16 protein-coding genes are annotated in these 16,115 nt (G+C 42.0%); 7 read left to right on the top strand and 9 right to left on the bottom strand.

Going from position 1 to position 16,115, the window contains the following annotated elements:
- The first annotated feature begins 145 nt into the window (after positions 1-145).
- Together ADA42_RS00590 and ADA42_RS00585 are read left to right on the top strand one after the other, a co-directional pair.
- Complete coding sequence (locus ADA42_RS00590) at positions 146-1,201, top strand: linear amide C-N hydrolase (protein WP_048763066.1); 1,056 nt, start codon at positions 146-148, stop codon at positions 1,199-1,201.
- Positions 1,202-1,239: 38 nt separating this feature from the next.
- Complete coding sequence (locus ADA42_RS00585; protein ID WP_025095180.1) at positions 1,240-1,728, top strand: hypothetical protein; 489 nt, start codon at positions 1,240-1,242, stop codon at positions 1,726-1,728.
- Between the two features lie 51 nt (positions 1,729-1,779).
- On the opposite strand, the gene aroC is transcribed toward ADA42_RS00585, so the two are convergent.
- The 3 genes from aroC to ADA42_RS00570 all read right to left on the bottom strand — a co-directional run bounded on the left by aroC (position 1,780) and on the right by ADA42_RS00570 (position 4,833).
- Positions 1,780-2,871, bottom strand: coding sequence for a chorismate synthase (gene aroC, locus ADA42_RS00580; protein ID WP_004947003.1), 1,092 nt, complete (start codon positions 2,869-2,871; stop codon positions 1,780-1,782).
- 12 nt (positions 2,872-2,883) lie between these two features.
- Positions 2,884-3,894 carry a 50S ribosomal protein L3 N(5)-glutamine methyltransferase gene (prmB, locus tag ADA42_RS00575; protein ID WP_048763065.1) on the bottom strand — a complete coding sequence of 337 codons (1,011 nt, stop codon included), beginning with the start codon at positions 3,892-3,894 and terminating at the stop codon, positions 2,884-2,886.
- A gap of 198 nt (positions 3,895-4,092) precedes the next feature.
- Positions 4,093-4,833, bottom strand: a complete 741-nt coding sequence (locus ADA42_RS00570; RefSeq protein ID WP_048763064.1) for an SDR family oxidoreductase — start codon at positions 4,831-4,833, stop codon at positions 4,093-4,095.
- A gap of 131 nt (positions 4,834-4,964) precedes the next feature.
- Here ADA42_RS00570 and ADA42_RS00565 point away from each other — a divergent pair, with 131 nt between their 5' ends.
- Positions 4,965-5,864 carry a LysR family transcriptional regulator gene (locus ADA42_RS00565; RefSeq protein ID WP_048763108.1) on the top strand — a complete coding sequence of 300 codons (900 nt, stop codon included), beginning with the start codon at positions 4,965-4,967 and terminating at the stop codon, positions 5,862-5,864.
- Between the two features lie 56 nt (positions 5,865-5,920).
- Here the strand turns inward: ADA42_RS00565 and ADA42_RS00560 are convergent, their stop codons facing one another.
- The 3 genes from ADA42_RS00560 to tkt all read right to left on the bottom strand — a co-directional run bounded on the left by ADA42_RS00560 (position 5,921) and on the right by tkt (position 9,990).
- On the bottom strand, positions 5,921-6,925 hold the full coding sequence (locus ADA42_RS00560) for a zinc-dependent alcohol dehydrogenase family protein (RefSeq protein WP_048763063.1): 1,005 nt from the start codon (positions 6,923-6,925) through the stop codon (positions 5,921-5,923).
- Between the two features lie 203 nt (positions 6,926-7,128).
- Positions 7,129-7,710, bottom strand: coding sequence for a YceI family protein (locus ADA42_RS00555; protein ID WP_004937223.1), 582 nt, complete (start codon positions 7,708-7,710; stop codon positions 7,129-7,131).
- 297 nt (positions 7,711-8,007) lie between these two features.
- The gene (gene tkt / locus ADA42_RS00550) at positions 8,008-9,990 is read right to left on the bottom strand and encodes a transketolase (RefSeq protein ID WP_048763062.1); all 1,983 of its coding nucleotides are present in this window, start codon (positions 9,988-9,990) and stop codon (positions 8,008-8,010) included.
- 530 nt (positions 9,991-10,520) lie between these two features.
- Between tkt and metK the strand changes: the two genes are divergently transcribed.
- Positions 10,521-11,687 carry a methionine adenosyltransferase gene (metK, locus tag ADA42_RS00545; protein ID WP_004937219.1) on the top strand — a complete coding sequence of 389 codons (1,167 nt, stop codon included), beginning with the start codon at positions 10,521-10,523 and terminating at the stop codon, positions 11,685-11,687.
- A 66-nt stretch (positions 11,688-11,753) separates the two neighbouring features.
- Here the strand turns inward: metK and ADA42_RS00540 are convergent, their stop codons facing one another.
- Positions 11,754-12,005 (bottom strand): hypothetical protein, encoded by a 252-nt coding sequence (locus ADA42_RS00540; protein WP_004937217.1) that lies wholly within the window; start codon positions 12,003-12,005, stop codon positions 11,754-11,756.
- Between the two features lie 232 nt (positions 12,006-12,237).
- Between ADA42_RS00540 and ADA42_RS00535 the strand changes: the two genes are divergently transcribed.
- Positions 12,238-12,429: a hypothetical protein gene (locus tag ADA42_RS00535; RefSeq protein ID WP_048763061.1), complete on the top strand. Its 192-nt coding sequence runs from the start codon at positions 12,238-12,240 to the stop codon at positions 12,427-12,429.
- Positions 12,430-12,466: 37 nt separating this feature from the next.
- Here ADA42_RS00535 and ADA42_RS00530 read toward each other — a convergent pair whose 3' ends face one another.
- Positions 12,467-13,036 (bottom strand): FxsA family protein, encoded by a 570-nt coding sequence (locus ADA42_RS00530; protein ID WP_048763060.1) that lies wholly within the window; start codon positions 13,034-13,036, stop codon positions 12,467-12,469.
- 126 nt (positions 13,037-13,162) lie between these two features.
- On the opposite strand from ADA42_RS00530, the gene ruvC reads away from it, so the two are divergent.
- Positions 13,163-13,708, top strand: a complete 546-nt coding sequence (gene ruvC, locus ADA42_RS00525; protein ID WP_025095186.1) for a crossover junction endodeoxyribonuclease RuvC — start codon at positions 13,163-13,165, stop codon at positions 13,706-13,708.
- Positions 13,709-13,716: 8 nt separating this feature from the next.
- Here ruvC and ADA42_RS00520 read toward each other — a convergent pair whose 3' ends face one another.
- Positions 13,717-15,186 (bottom strand): bifunctional ADP-dependent NAD(P)H-hydrate dehydratase/NAD(P)H-hydrate epimerase, encoded by a 1,470-nt coding sequence (locus ADA42_RS00520; protein WP_048763059.1) that lies wholly within the window; start codon positions 15,184-15,186, stop codon positions 13,717-13,719.
- Between the two features lie 27 nt (positions 15,187-15,213).
- On the opposite strand from ADA42_RS00520, the gene queG reads away from it, so the two are divergent.
- Positions 15,214-16,115, top strand: a 902-nt coding sequence (gene queG / locus ADA42_RS00515) for a tRNA epoxyqueuosine(34) reductase QueG (protein ID WP_048763058.1), incomplete at its 3' end; no start/stop codon positions are given.

Below are 16,115 nucleotides of genomic sequence, written 5' to 3'. Positions count from 1 at the left end.
CTTTTTGTAATTAAACTCGTTTTTATTGCCTAAATCGAGTACATTCAGGACAACAGACTGCGTAATTAAACGCAGATCGTACATTAAATTTTAATTGAAAATTAACGCATTCTAAAAATTATAGTTTGAATTAAAGGACAAAATTATGTTCAAGCACATACTTTTGAGTTCTGTTATTGCATCTTCGACCTTTCTTTTATCTTACACTGCTCAGGCGTGTACTCGTGTGGTATATCAAGGTAACAATCAGAATATTCTCACTGCCCGATCCATGGATTGGAAAAGTGATGTAGGTACCAATCTGTGGATTCTACCTAGCGGTATCAAACGCAGTGGCAATTCAGGTAAAAACTCCATCCAGTGGACGTCCAAATACGGAAGCGTTGTTGCTACTGGTTATGATGTTGCAACCACAGACGGTGTCAACGAAGCAGGACTCAACGCCAATCTATTGTGGCTGGTGGAATCACAATATCCAGACGAAAAAACCTCGAACAAGCCTAAATTAACCATTGCCGCGTGGGCACAATATGCGCTCGATAATTTTGCAACCGTAAATGAAGCGGTTACAGCTTTAGAAAAAGAGCCGTTTATTATTGTCAGTGATGCAGTTCCCGGAGAACAAAGACTAACCACATTACATTTGTCACTTTCCGATGCCACGGGCGACAGCGCTATTGTTGAATATATCAATGGCAAGCAAGTGATTCATCACAGTAAGACTTATCAGGTGATGACCAATTCCCCTATTTTTGAAGAGCAGCTTGCCTTAAATGAATATTGGAAAAAAATAGGGGGAACAACATTTTTACCGGGAACCAATCGTGCAGCTGACCGATTTGCTCGGGCATCGTTTTATATCAATGCCATTCCCAAAACTGAAGATCCAAAAGCCAGTCTTGCTTCTGTATTTGGCGTGATTAGAAACGTATCTGTTCCTTATGGCTTAAATACTGAAGAAGAACCGAATATTTCATCGACCCGATGGCGAACAGTGGTTGACCATAAACATAAAATGTACTTTTTTGAATCGGCTCTTTCACCCAATATTTTTTGGATAGATTTAAAAAAGATTAACTTTAAAGATGGTATAACAAAGAAACTGAATTTAGGAAAAAATCAGGAAAATGTCTATGCGGGAGATGCAACCAGTCAGTTTAAAGCATCAACCCCATTTCATTTTTTAGGTAAAGACGATTAAGTCGAAAGTTTCTCAAAATTGGATGAACGAGGAAAAACATGAAAAGAATTTTTGGGTGGTGTACAGCACTCTTTTTATTGCATGGTTGTGCAACTGTTCCTCAAGATACGGCTCCACCGGATGATGTGGCAACGGCGGGACTGCTTTTGTGTCAACCGACCGAACAGTGCCCGATTATGAGTGCACGCTGGAATCCGGAAAATAAGAGCCAATTAAGAATCGATGTTCGCCTCAATAGCTCGTATTTGTATTACGACATCAAAAAGGTGACTTTTATTGTTGATGGTAAGCATTTATCTTACAAACCAAAACAGCCTACCGTCTTACGTTATGTGAATCGTTTAGAGCCTAGACGTTCGAGTAACTATATTGTGGTACCAAGTAGCTTTTTATCTGAATTTAAAAACGCAAAATCGATTGAAGTACAAATCAATACCGATCATGGCCCAATCAAACGTGCCATGTATAAAGATGGACAACAATCAAGCGCCTATAAAAACTTTATCGAAGTGTATAACAAGTCATAAAAAAACACCTCACGCCATCGATGGTGTGAGGTGTTTTTTTAAAGTAGCGTCTTAAGGCGCGATTGGCTCAAAAGGCGGAATCACATCTGCATTTTGTGCACGATGGCGCATAAAATGATCCATTAACACAATCGCAAGCATTGCTTCTGCAATTGGCGTTGCCCGAACCCCAACACACGGATCATGGCGACCTTTGGTTAAAACATCGATATTTTCACGATCGATATTAATGGTTTTACCCGGCGTAGTGATACTCGCAGTTGGCTTCAAGGCAATCGCAACGCGAATATCCTGACCGCTTGAAATTCCGCCTAAAATACCCCCTGCATGATTCGCCAAGAATCCATCAGCGCTCAACTCATCACGGGTTTCATGCCCAAACTGGCCAGCGACAGCAAAACCGTCGCCAATTTCGACACCTTTTACTGCATTAATGCTCATCATCGCATGTGCAATATCGGCATCAAGTCGATCAAATACAGGTTCACCCCAACCAACTGGAACATTTTCCGCTACGATTTCGAGTTTGGCACCACAGCTTGTACCTTGTTCACGTAAAGACGTAACTAAAGCTTCAAAACGTGGAACGGCATCAACATCACCACAGAAAAATGGATTTTGAGAAACTTCATTCCAGTCGAGTTTTTCTGTTACTTCAGTTCCGATTTGTGTTACGTGCCCGCGAATGACAATACCAAACTTCTCTGCAAGAAACTTTTTCGCAATCGCGCCAGCAGCGACACGCATAGCCGTTTCACGTGCACTTGAGCGTCCGCCACCGCGATAATCGCGAAAACCATACTTTTGCGTATAGGTATAATCGGCATGTCCAGGACGGAAAGTTTGCGCAATATTGCCGTAATCTTTCGACTTTTGATCCGTATTTTCAATGTACAGACCAATCGATGTACCCGTAGTTTTACCTTCAAACACACCCGAAATAATTTTAACCTGATCGGGCTCTTTGCGCTGTGTTGCAAACTTTGAAGTACCTGGTTTACGTCGATCAAGATCCTGTTGTAAATCCGCTTCAGAAAGTTCAAGACCCGGCGGAACACCATCTACAATTGCCATCAAGCCGACGCCATGCGATTCCCCACAGGTGGTGACTCGAAACAGCTGTCCAATACTATTCCCTGCCATAACGTTTCTTCCTTATCCCTCTAATGATGCTTGAAATAATTTCTGATGACGACGGCACTGTTCAGCAGTCAATGCAAAGATTCCCGAACCACCTTTTTGGAATGTCAACCAGTGGAAATCAACCGTATTAAAGTTTTGACGCATCGCCCACTCAGAATTACCCACCTCAATCACAATCAGACCGTTTTCGCTTAAGTAATCAGCCGCTTGAGCGAGCATTTTACGCACTAAATCTAGTCCATCCTGACCTGCTGCCAAAGCCAGTTCAGGCTCATGTAAAAACTCTTCTGGCAAGTCAGCCATATCTTCGGCGTCAACATAAGGCGGATTGCTGACAATCAAATCGTACTGATTTTCGGCAGGAATTTTTGCGAAAAGATCCGACTCCATTAGTGCAATTTGATATTGCTTATTGTGATGTTCGACGTTCAGCGCAGCCACTTCAAGTGCTTCTTTTGAAATATCTGTTGCATCTACTTCTGCATCTGGATAGGCATAAGCCAATGCAACAGCGATACATCCTGAACCTGTACACATATCTAGAATTCGATGCGGTGTTTTTGGCGCAGCATTTTCTGGCAGATTGTTTTGTGCCTCTCGCATTTGACCATTTTCATCGAGGCAATACGGCGCAAAACGTTGTTCGATCAGCTCTGCTACCGGTGAGCGAGGGATTAAAACACGCTCATCAACATAAAACGGTTTATTGGCAAAATAAGCAAGATTGAGCAAATATGAGGTTGGCGTACGCTCATTGATACGGCGTTCGAGTAAACTCAAAAATTCGGCTTTTTCACTTGGCAGCAATTTGGCATCTAGAATTTCTGAGTCTGCCGCCCATTCAAGTGACAACGTTTGCAATACCAATGCTGAGCTTTCAGCAAAATAATCTTCTGTCCCTTGTCCTAAATGAGCATCATATTGACGTAATGCAGTCACACCAAAACGAATAAAATCACGAATTGTGCTTAAACTTTCTGCTGCTTCCTGTAAATGTTCAGGGCTGATTGTCGGTCGCTCCACTCAGGGATCTCCAAAAGGTTGTTATGCAAAACGCGTTATCATACCTTGTTTTGCCAAGCTTTATAAGATCAAGATGGTATGCATTTAAAGGAACTGTGATCACGAGGTGCGATCATGTCATTCAAATCATTCTGTGTTAAAGATTCAAAAGCCTACTCATCATGAGTAGGCTTTTATTTTTTGTAAAACTAAATAGTATTAAAAATCTTGCTGTGTTGGACGTAGCACAATTTCATTGATATCGACATCTTTAGGCTGTTCAATTGCATAGGCAATTGCACGTGCAACACTGTCGGCAGGAATTGCCATTTTATAAAATTCTTTCACAGTTTCTGCGCTTTGCTCATCGGAACTTCCAAATTTTAGTTCACTATCGATAGCACCCGGACAAATCGTGGTGGTACGAATATCGCCACCCACTTCATGTCTTAAGCCTTCAGAGATTGCTTTTACTGCAAATTTAGTTCCACTATACACTGTGCCGCCTGGGCTAAAGACTTTGATTCCTGCCACAGAAGAGATATTGATAAAATGGCCTGATTTTTGTTTTTGAAATACTGGCAAGGCCGCTGCGATACCATACAAAACACCTTTGATATTGATGTCGATCATCCGATCCCACTCATCAGTTTTGGTCAAACTCATTGGTGCAATCGACATAAGCCCAGCATTATTCACCAAAACATCAATACGACCATAGGTATTCATAGCAGTATCAATGAGCGCTTGTACTTCAGTTTGAACTGTAACATCAGCTTTGACAGCAATTGCTTGGCCTCCATTTGTAACAATGGTATCGACCAGTTGATCTAAACGGTCTTTTCGGCGTGCAGACAACACCAGTGTTGCACCTTGTTTTGCTAGGTGCAACGCTGTTGCTTCACCTAAGCCACTACTGGCACCTGTAATAACGACCACTTTATTTGCAATGTTGTTCATGCTCATACCTTTTATGTATTCGTTTGATCAGAGGATTTAAGTATTTCAAGATTATCGATTAAAATAAATGAAGATAAAGTGCTTTCAGAATTCCATAATTTGGAATTAACTAATAAAGGATGCTCATTTACGTGCAAAACAAATTAGAAATGTTGCGTATTTTTTGTACGGCAGCCGAGTCCAGAAACTTTAAGGAAGCAGCCAAAAGCTTGGGAATTTCACCTCAGGCTGTCACACGTGCTATTAAAGAACTCGAGCAACAACGTGGTGAAATTCTGTTTTATCGAAATACCCGTCAAATTAAAATCACGACCGATGGAGAACGGCTAGCATTGTCTGCGCGAGAAGCAATTGATCGTGTCGAAAGGATTTTAAATGAAAAGACAAGCACGCCGCCTGATGAAATGAGCGGTTTGATTCGTATTACTGTTGCTCCATCATTTGGTCGTCGATTTATCATTCCTGCGGTCACAGCTTTTTCAAAACTCTATCCAGAAATTCGCATAGATTGCATACTCACTGATACGCATAGCGATGTGATCGATGAACGAATTGATATTGGTATACGATTTGGTTTTTTGCCCGATAGTCGTTATGTTGCACGAGAAGTCAGCAAAATCCATTTTTTTGCTGTGGGTACCCCTGAACTCATCGAAGAAGTTGGCGCACCAGTGACCATTGAGGAGCTTGATCACTTTCCACTCACCGCTCTAATTGATTATAACTCAGGACGCTATTGGCCTTGGAGTTTTAGCCATGGTCGTAATTATATTCCAAACAAGCCACGTTTTAGTACCGATGATTTAGATACAGAATTTCAAGCCGTATGCGATGGCGTTGGCTTTGGCTATATGCCCGGTTATCTGGCGATTCCTCATTTGAGAGATGGCCGATTGGTTCAAATTTTAGAAAATGATCTGGCATCCAACTGGCATGTATATCTATATAGGCCGCAACGTGGTCCAACCGCGCTACGGATTAGACGACTATTTGACTATCTGGTCGATGCCTTATCTGACATTGAAACATAGCCAAAATGCAATAAACTTTAAGATATACATACCGTTATCAGTGATTGAAGATACAATTAGTCAAAATGATCGATATCAACCACAACCTTAATTGAAGCTGAGCCATCCTTGACAGCATTTTGAGCCTCAATCGCCTGTTCCATACTGAAGCTTCTGGCATCCACAACTGGACGAACCTTATTTTGTTCAATCAATTGGGTGGCCTGCGCAAGTATGGCACCATGCCGCGCACGGTCAAGTCCTGTTAGCATAGGTAAAAGAACAAACACACCAGACAACGTGGCACAGCGAAGTGAACTTATAGCAAGATTTTGTTCACTAAACGCGGCACAACTGGTGATATGACCGTAATATTTGCTCATACCAAGTGAATCTTTGAGTACATTAGCACCGACTGTGTCATAGACAATATCAAAGCCTTCTCCGGCGGTATATTCATCTAAAATTTGATGAGCTGTGAATTGATTATAATCAATCGCTTGGGCACCCAATGAAGTAATTAACTCCTGATTTTGAGCAGAACCCGTAGCCCAGACTTTGGCACCGAAAGTTTTGGCAATTTGAATGGCCATACTGCCTACACCACCAGAGCCACCTTGTACCAATACTCTGTGATCAGCTTGTACTTTGGCATTGTCAACCAATCCTTCCCATGCAGTTAAAAAAGTTAAAGGAACCGCTGCTGCTTCACGCATTGTCAAGTTTTTAGGTTTATGTGCAATCAATCGTGCATCGACTGCCATATATTGCGCCAGTGAACCTTGCAGACCACGTACACCACCCGCCAGCCCATAAACATCATCACCAATTTGAAAGTTTTGAACATCTTCGCCCACAGCCACCACAGTACCCGCCATATCCGTACCAATGACAGCAGGCAATGTTGGCATGGCATACGGTGCCAGACCCTCTCGAATTTTATAGTCAATCGGATTTACACCACTAGCTTTTACCTGAACCAGTACCTCGCCTCTCTCTGGCTGTGGAATCGCTAATTCAGTATTTACAAATTTTGTATCACCAAAATTTTGCAGTACCAGCGCTTTCATGGTGTTTTTCATTTTCATGTCCTGTATCAAGCAAACAAACGTTGTAGTTTTACAATAACATAGTGATTTCAATCACATAATGATGGGAATTGGATTTAAATCTTCCAATTTATGGAATAATTAAAATATTTAAAAATAAGTCTTTATAAATATGAATTTAAATAAAAAAAGAGACACCGCAGCATCTCTTTTTGAATGATTTATTGTGTTATTACTTATTTTTTAGCAGCAGTTGCTTCAGTGGTGATGTTGACTGTGATCTTATCTCCCACATTTGGTACGTAGTTGCCGATACCGAATTCTGAGCGGTTAAACGAAGTGGTTGCATTAAAGCCAATCGCTGGAACTTTTGCCATTGGGTGCTCACCTTGCTTGTTAAGTACAGCATCAAGCACCACAGGTTTGGTAATGCCTTTAACGGTTAAATTACCTGTAATTTTGAAGTGTTTTTTGTCCTTGGTTTCAACTTTAGTACTTTTGAAGGTAATGTTTGGATACTTGGCTGCATTAAACCAGCCTTCTTGCTGGAATTCTTTATCTAGAGCTGGCACATTGGTGTTTACGCTACTGACTGGAATCGTCACGTCTACCGATGAGTTTGCAGGTTTAGCGTTATCGACTTTAATGACACCTTGGATGTCACTGAAGTTCGCACTTGGTGTTGAAAAACCAAAATGGTTCCAGCTAAATACGGTTGCTGTATGCGTTGGATCAATTTTATAATCTACTGGCGCTGCAAGTGCCAATGTACTGCTGATCGCAACCGCCAAACCTAAAGATAATGATTGAAGTTTCATTCGATGTTTTCCTTTTAAATCATGTTATTTAGTCTATACATTCAACAATTTAAATCATTCTGATTTATAAAACGATATGTTGCATGGATGAAACACCACACTTTAAATTTAATTTTTCTTAATAATTTTGAATTTTATTTATTTAAATTATACATTTAGAGAATGCAATAAAAGTTGCTCTAAAGAATTTATCTTATTTTAAAAGACAAAAAGCTACATTATTGATTCAATCGATCACAATTACAGGCAAAAAAAAAGCCCTTGCAAACAAGGGCTTTTCTTTTAAAGCGCTAAAACTTAGTAGCTTTGTACCGCTTCAATTACAGCTTGGCTAGTAATACCAAAGTGCTGGAACAAATCTTTTGCAGGTGCAGATTCACCATAAGTGGTCATTCCGATCACTTTACCGTCGAGACCTACGAACTTCCACCAGTAATCGACATGCGCCGCTTCAACCGCAACACGAGCACGAATGCTCGCAGGCAATACCGCTTCACGATATGCTGCATCTTGAGTCATGAACAACTCTGCACAAGGCATAGATACCACACGAACGCCTTCAAGCTGTGCATAGGCATCCATCGCGATAGATACTTCAGAACCTGTTGCAATAATAATCGCTTTCAATTCGCCTTTTTCTTGTGCCAATACATAACCACCTTTCGCGGCATCTTGAATTTGTGCTTCAGAACGTGACTGGAATGGTAAGTTCTGACGAGACAAGATCAATGCGGTTGGACCATCTTTACGCTCAAGCGCAGATTTCCATGCAATTGCTGTTTCAACTGTATCAGCAGGACGCCATGTATTGAGGTTTGGCGTACCACGAAGAGACGCGATTTGCTCGATTGGCTGATGTGTTGGACCATCTTCACCCAAACCAATTGAATCGTGGGTATATACATGAATCACACGTTGCTTCATTAATGCAGACATACGTACAGCATTACGCGCGTATTCCATAAACATCAGGAACGTTGCAACATAAGGAACAAAACCACCGTGCAGCGCAACACCGTTAGCAATGGCTGTCATACCGAATTCACGTACGCCATAGTAAACGTAGTTTCCTGCCGGGTTGTCCTGCACACCTTCACACCCTTTCCAAAGTGTCAGGTTAGAACCTGCTAAATCTGCTGAACCGCCTAGCATTTCTGGCAATAACGGACCAAACGCTTGCAAGGTGTTCTGGCTCGCTTTACGGGTTGCAATTGTTTCTGCTTTCTCATTCACCTGCGCAATAAATGCATCGGCTTGTGCAGTAAAGTCTGCTGGCAAATCACCATTTACACGGCGCAATAATTCTGCTGCTTCAGTTGGATATTTTGCTTGATACGCGGCAAATACATCATTCCATGCAGCTTCAGAAGTTTGACCTTTTTCATTGGCATTCCAAGCGGCATAAATATCTTGCGGAATAACAAATGCTTCATCGCTCCAACCCAGTGCTTCACGGGTAAGTTTGATTTCTTCTGCACCCAATGGCGCACCGTGACAGTCTTCTTTACCTTGCTTGTTTGGAGAACCTAAACCAATAATTGTCTTACAGATAATTAAGGTTGGTTTAGTAGTTTCTGCTTTTGCTTCAATCGTTGCCTGACGAATTGCAGCGGCATCATGACCATCTACACGAAGAACTTGCCAACCGTAAGCCTTAAAACGTTGCTCAGTATCATCACTGAACCAACCTTCAACCTCACCATCAATCGAGATGCCATTATCGTCATAGTAAGCAATGAGTTTGCCTAGACCCAATGTACCCGCCAATGAACACACTTCATGTGAAATGCCTTCCATCAAACAACCATCGCCCAAGAAGCAATAAGTGAAATGATCAACGACTGTTAAGTCGTCTTTATTGAATTGAGCCGCTAGTGTTTTTTCAGCCAGTGCGAAACCAACAGCATTTGCAATGCCCTGACCTAAAGGACCTGTTGTTGTTTCGATACCTGGTGCATAACCATATTCTGGGTGACCCGGTGTTTTTGAATGAAGCTGACGGAACTGTTTTAAATCGTCAATTGAAAGATCATAACCAGTTAAATGCAACAAAGCATAATGCAGCATTGATCCATGACCGTTAGACAGTACAAAACGGTCGCGGTTGGCCCATTGCGGGTTTGCTGGATTATGGTTTAAAAATTCACGCCACACCACATCAGCAATATCTGCCATCCCCATTGGTGCACCAGGATGCCCTGAGTTTGCTTGTTGCACAGCATCCATAGCCAATACACGAATTGCGTTTGCAATACGACGTTCGTTTAAAGGGGTCGTCATAGGTCAGTATCCAAATTAAAGCTGATAAGGAAGAAGAAATGAATCAGAATTCAAACTGTGAGTATTGTCTTAAAAAAAACTGAATGGGTAAAGCCTAGAGTGACGTTTCATGTTTGTTTTTTTGAATTCAGCTACAAAATGTCTAAAAATTAACTGATTCTCGATGATTTTTAAATTACTCAAATCTGATGAACGAATCTAAAGGCAATAAATTTAAACACTCAATCTTGTTTAAAGTGAATTTGATTCATCTTTATATACATCTTTGTTAGCTTCAATCAGTTATAGAGTTTTCGATTTAATACACTTCGGTGAAAAGAATTGGATGATTTCACATAAATTTCATCTGAGATTGATTATTGTATAACTGAAACTTAGACAAAACACTATGCTTTATAAGTTCTATTGATATAAATTAAAATTTATATGAATTGAAATAAATTCATTGATTTTAGTCAGCTTAAGCTAGTCCTGAAGTCTAAGTCGATGTAACATATCCCGTCTTTTGAATTAACTGTGATAGGACTTTCATGCGCGAGTACGCTGTTTTTACTTCGGAATCTGTAAGCGAAGGTCATCCCGATAAAATGGCAGATCAGATCAGTGATGCTATTTTGGATGCGATCTTAAAAGAAGACCCATACGCACGGGTTGCTTGTGAAACACTCGTAAAAACAGGTGCTGTGGTTCTGGCTGGTGAAATTACCACAACAGCGAATGTTGATTTTGAAGCGATCGTTCGTCAAACCGTAAATGGTATTGGCTACCATCACTCTGATCTCGGATTTGATGGTTCAACCTGTGCGGTCATTAACATGATCGGCAAGCAATCACCTGAAATTGCACAAGGTGTAGATCGTCAGAAACCTGAAGATCAAGGCGCTGGCGACCAAGGTTTGATGTTTGGTTATGCAAGCCGTGAAACTGACGTGCTTATGCCTGCACCAATCTCTTATGCGCACCGCTTAATGGAACGTCAAGCCGAGCTTCGTCGCTCTGGTGTTTTGCCATGGTTACGACCAGATGCAAAAAGCCAAGTCACATTCGCTTATGAAAATGGCAAACCTGTTCGCTTGGATGCGGTTGTTTTATCGACTCAACACGATCCTGAAATTTCTCAAGCACAGCTAAAAGAAGCCATTATTGAAGAAATTATCAAGCCAGTTATTCCAGCAGACATGTTCCATGCCGCTACTAAATTCCACATCAATCCAACGGGTTTGTTTGTGATTGGTGGCCCAGTGGGTGACTGTGGCTTAACAGGTCGTAAAATCATTGTAGATACTTACGGCGGTATGGCACGTCACGGTGGTGGTGCGTTCTCTGGTAAAGATCCATCGAAAGTTGACCGTTCTGCTGCTTATGCAGGGCGCTATGTGGCAAAAAATATTGTCGCGGCTGGCTTGGCGGACAAATGTGAAATTCAGGTGAGCTACGCGATTGGTGTGGCTGAGCCAACTTCGATTTCAATCAATACGTTTAATACTGGAAAAGTAGATGACGAATTGATCGTGGCCTTGGTGCGCGAACACTTCGACCTTCGTCCATTTGGTATTACCCGTATGCTTAACCTGCTTCAACCGATGTATAAGCAAACTGCTGCTTACGGCCATTTTGGTCGCGAAGGATCAGATACTGCCTTTACTTGGGAAAAAACAGATAAAGTACAAGTGCTCAAAGATGCATCTGGCCTTTAATTGCTAAGTAATTGATTAAAAAAATGTCCGACACATGTCGGACATTTTTTTGGTTTTAATTACGCGTTATTGATTCGATTTAGTCGGTTTATCATGATTAAAAATGTCCAGCAAAGTATGCTGATTAGGTGTGTCATCTTGCGCCTCGACATAGAAATGAAAGGTTTTAACCACCATCACTACGGCTAGACAACCCACTAAGCAAAATACCCACCACCCGTAAGGACTACGGATATGATGCGAACCACAGTGAGGACATTCTTTGTCTGTTGATGCAACGACCTTGTCACAACACGCACAACGATATTGATACAGCATGGGCTTCCCCCTGTCTTAGTGCTGATTTATTTTTCTAGTTTCGTTTGCATAATTAAGAACCAAATATGGATCTTTAATTGCATACTATGACAATGTGTACGATATTTCAACAGCAAACCATTTCAATCAAATGACTCAATAATGCCAAAATTGTTACATTTTTGGCACGGCTAGTGAAAAAAAGTTTCAACTGTTAAAATGTGAAATGTCATGCAGCAATTAACCTCATCATATGGCTCAACTTATTAACAAAGGTGGTTTCCGTGAACGCGCGAATCGCAGCCGTGGATATCAGCAGTCTGAAAATCGCCAAACTGCGCTCCTTCCCAACAAATATCAACCCAATCACGGTACTGAAGCTTCTGGTCTCACATTAGATCAGGAGACTTCTGATAAAACTGATGACAATAAAAAAGCTGAATGAAAATATCATTCAGCTTTTTTTCAACTCAGAAAATCGTTTATTTCTGATCTTTGTGCTCGATTTGTTTCTGATCTGGCTTCACTTCGCGCGCTTCACCATCAATTACATTTGAATCTTGAAATGGAGATCCACCACCCTGATGATTCTGCATATTTTGCATTTGACGCATGAGATCTTCAAATGGGTTTTGGCCATTCGCTCCGCCAGCACCTCCCATCATGCCACCCATCATTTTGTTCATCATGGCTTCTTGACGCTTAGCGAGCGTTTTCATTAAGGCATTACGGAAGAATGTTTGTACCCCTGGAATTAAAATCAATAACGCTAAAATATCGGAAATCACACCCGGTATCATTAGTAAAAAGCCAGCCATCGCCGTTGCAAGCTTCTTGCTGACCGCTGGATCGTTACCAAGCTGACCTGACATCTGCATTTGTTGTAATTGTGGCATGATGGTGGATGCACTTGAACGTAACATGTTCAAACCAATGAAAAAAGCGATAATAAACCAGAAAAACACGTACCAGCCGCTAATGAATTGAGCAATGCCAATCCATACAGCAATTTCCAGAATCGCGCCAAGAACAACAATAAGAAGTAAATTCATTTAAAACTATGTCTATCTCAAAAAATTAAAGGTTTTATGCAGTATCAAGACCGACTCAAAGAGAATCAAGCTTTTTTCATGCGCTTATGTAAAAATATGGGCATTATTTTATTTTTAAAGTCTTTTATGCCATTAATCATCGGAATTGATCCAGGTTCGCGTTTAACCGGTTATGGAATCATTGAAAAAAATGGAAATGACCTACGTTTTATCGATGCCGGTACGATTCGCACCGAAACCCAAGGAATGCCAGAGCGATTAAAACGAATTTTTGCTGGCGTTGAACGCATTGTAAAGTTTCATGGCCCAACCGAAGCTGCGGTTGAGCAAGTATTTATGGCACAAAACCCTGATTCTGCTTTAAAACTCGGTCAAGCACGTGGCGCTGCGATTGCTGCATTGGTCAATTTAGATTTAGACGTGGCTGAATATACCGCACGTCAGATCAAACAATCGGTGGTTGGATATGGCGCAGCCGACAAAGAGCAAGTGCAAATGATGGTCATGCGTATTTTGAGCTTAACCATCAAACCACAAGCAGATGCTGCGGATGCCTTGGCTGCTGCAATTTGCCATGCCCATGCATCGGGCAATATGAGTAAATTTGCAGTGCTCAATGCACTTGGCGGTATGGCCAGAGGCCGCAGCAGATACAGTAGCCGACGTCGTTAAAATGAAATCTAAGGATTAACGACCTGATAGATCACATCAAGCATTTGGTGCGCCTGAATCCCTCGTTGGCCCGATTGCGCCAGTCGATCACCTGCCTGTCCGTGTAAAGTCACAATATCCGATAACGAAATATGTGTATCGAGTTGTGCTTTCAGGCTGGCAATCATACCTGCCAGTACATCCCCCATACCCGCCGTGCCCATGCCGGCATTGCCAGTTGTACAGATCCAGAGCTGATCTGGCTCCAAAATAAGACTACCAGCACCTTTAAGTACCCATTGTCCGGAAAATCGCTGATAAAGCTGCTCAATGGCAGTCACTCGATCTTGTTCGATCTCTTTAGCAGAAGTATTTAGTAATCTCGCCGCCTCGCCAGCATGAGGGGTGAGATATACGTTTTGTGAAAATGTGAAACTGTGTTCAGCTAAAAACCAGAGTGCATCGGCATCGATGACTAGATGTAATTCAGTGCGTTTCAGTAATACAGAACACCATTTCATAAACTGTTTTTCTGACCATTCATCACGGCCAAGCCCCATACCAAAACAAACCGAATCGATTTGCTGAAGTAAAGTCAGAATTTCATCTGAAGTTAAAGCTTGAATGTCTTTAATCATGATGTTGGGCGCTCGTGCCAAAATAGCAGCATGATGAGTCGCATCACAAACCACAGTCACTTTTCCGGCGCCAGCATGAAAGGCTGCTTCTGCTGCCATAATCACCGCGCCGCCCATATCACGATGGCCACCAACAACCAGTACATGGCCATATGTTCCCTTATGTCCAAAGGCTTGGCGTTTAGGCAATATAATCTTGGCAGGCTTTAAAAGTGCGGTCGCTCGCAACGAAATGTCAGGTGGAAGCAAGTCAATCAGTTCAACTTGTCCAGAGAACTCAGAACCTTGCCCTGTATGCAGTCCTATTTTGTGGGCAAGCACGGTATAGGTGATATCGGCTTTAATTGCTATAGGTAAGCACTGCCCCGTATTTGCATTTAAGCCACTAGGTAAATCAATCGCCACTTTAAACCCCGAAAGCTGATTAAAGTGCTTAATCACCGTCTGCCAGTCTGAGTCGAGGTTACGATTTAAACCATGACCAAATAGCGCATCGACATGACAATCATATACATCGGGTACATCGAAAGATGAATGAATATTAAGCTGATGCCTACGCGCAGTTTGTACGGCCTGCGCAAGATCTGGAGATTCACCTGCCGGGGCAGCAAAAATAGTAACCTGATAACCCGCTTGCTGAAGATAAGCCGCCAGAAAATAACCATCACCTGCGTTATTCCCCATTCCACACCAAACCGCGATCTTACGAACACTTAGGCTATTTTTTTGAATGAAATGATCTAATTTATTGTAAATTGACCATGCAACCTGTTGCATAAGCCCGAGCGATGAATTTTGCTTTTGGAACCATCGTTGTTCCCATGCTCGGATCTCTTGGCTGTGATAAACTGCTGCATGCATTTTGAATTCTCCGTTATTTTTTAATTTATGCCACTTGATCAGCCGCATGGCAGCATTCCCCTTACCCAAGATGATCCAGAAGAACTCAAAAGCTGGATTAAATCGCAGGCCTTAGCGCTGGGTTTTTCTGATTGTGTCATCGCTAAACCAGATGCTCAAGACCAAATGCCACGTTTTAAAGAGTATTTAAAACGTGGTTATCATGCCGATATGCATTATTTGGCAGAAAATCTCGATAAGCGTGCCGACCCAACCCTACTGGTGCCGGGCACCAAAAGCATTATTTGTGTGCGCATGAATTATCTGGTGGAAAGCCCCAAGCCTCGATATGTGCCCGATCAACCCAATTCGGCCATTATTGCGCGTTATGCACGTGGGCGCGATTATCATAAGGTCATGCGTGGGCGCCTTAAAACATTGGCCGGAATCATTAAAGCGCGCGTTGGTGAGTTTGAATCTCGGCCGTTTGCCGATTCTGCTCCAATTTTTGAAAAATCACTGGCGGAGAGTGCCGGAATGGGCTGGACGGGCAAGCACACCCTACTCATTCATAAAAAATCTGGCTCTTTTTTTGTGCTAGGTGAACTATTTACCTCTTTGGAATTACCCTTTGATCAGCCTGCCACAGCACATTGTGGCTCATGTACCGCCTGTATCGATATTTGTCCAACCCAAGCGATTGTCGAACCGTATATGCTGGATGCACGCAAATGTATTGCCTATTTAACCATTGAATATAAAGGCATCATTGCTGAAGAATTAAGAGCTGGTATTGGTAATCGTATTTTTGGATGTGACGATTGCCAGCTCATTTGCCCGTGGAACAGTTTTGCAAAAATAGCTTCAATTCCGGACTTCAACCCGCGACATGGATTAGATAATATTTCACTACTTGAAATATGGACATGGGATGAGGCCACATTTTTGGC

Origin of the sequence: Acinetobacter sp. 243_ASPC, from assembly GCF_001054715.1 — a bacterium.
Classification (GTDB): Bacteria; Pseudomonadota; Gammaproteobacteria; order Pseudomonadales; family Moraxellaceae; genus Acinetobacter; species Acinetobacter soli.
Note: the sequence above shows the minus strand (reverse complement) of the source record. Positions and strands in the feature narration are given on the sequence as shown.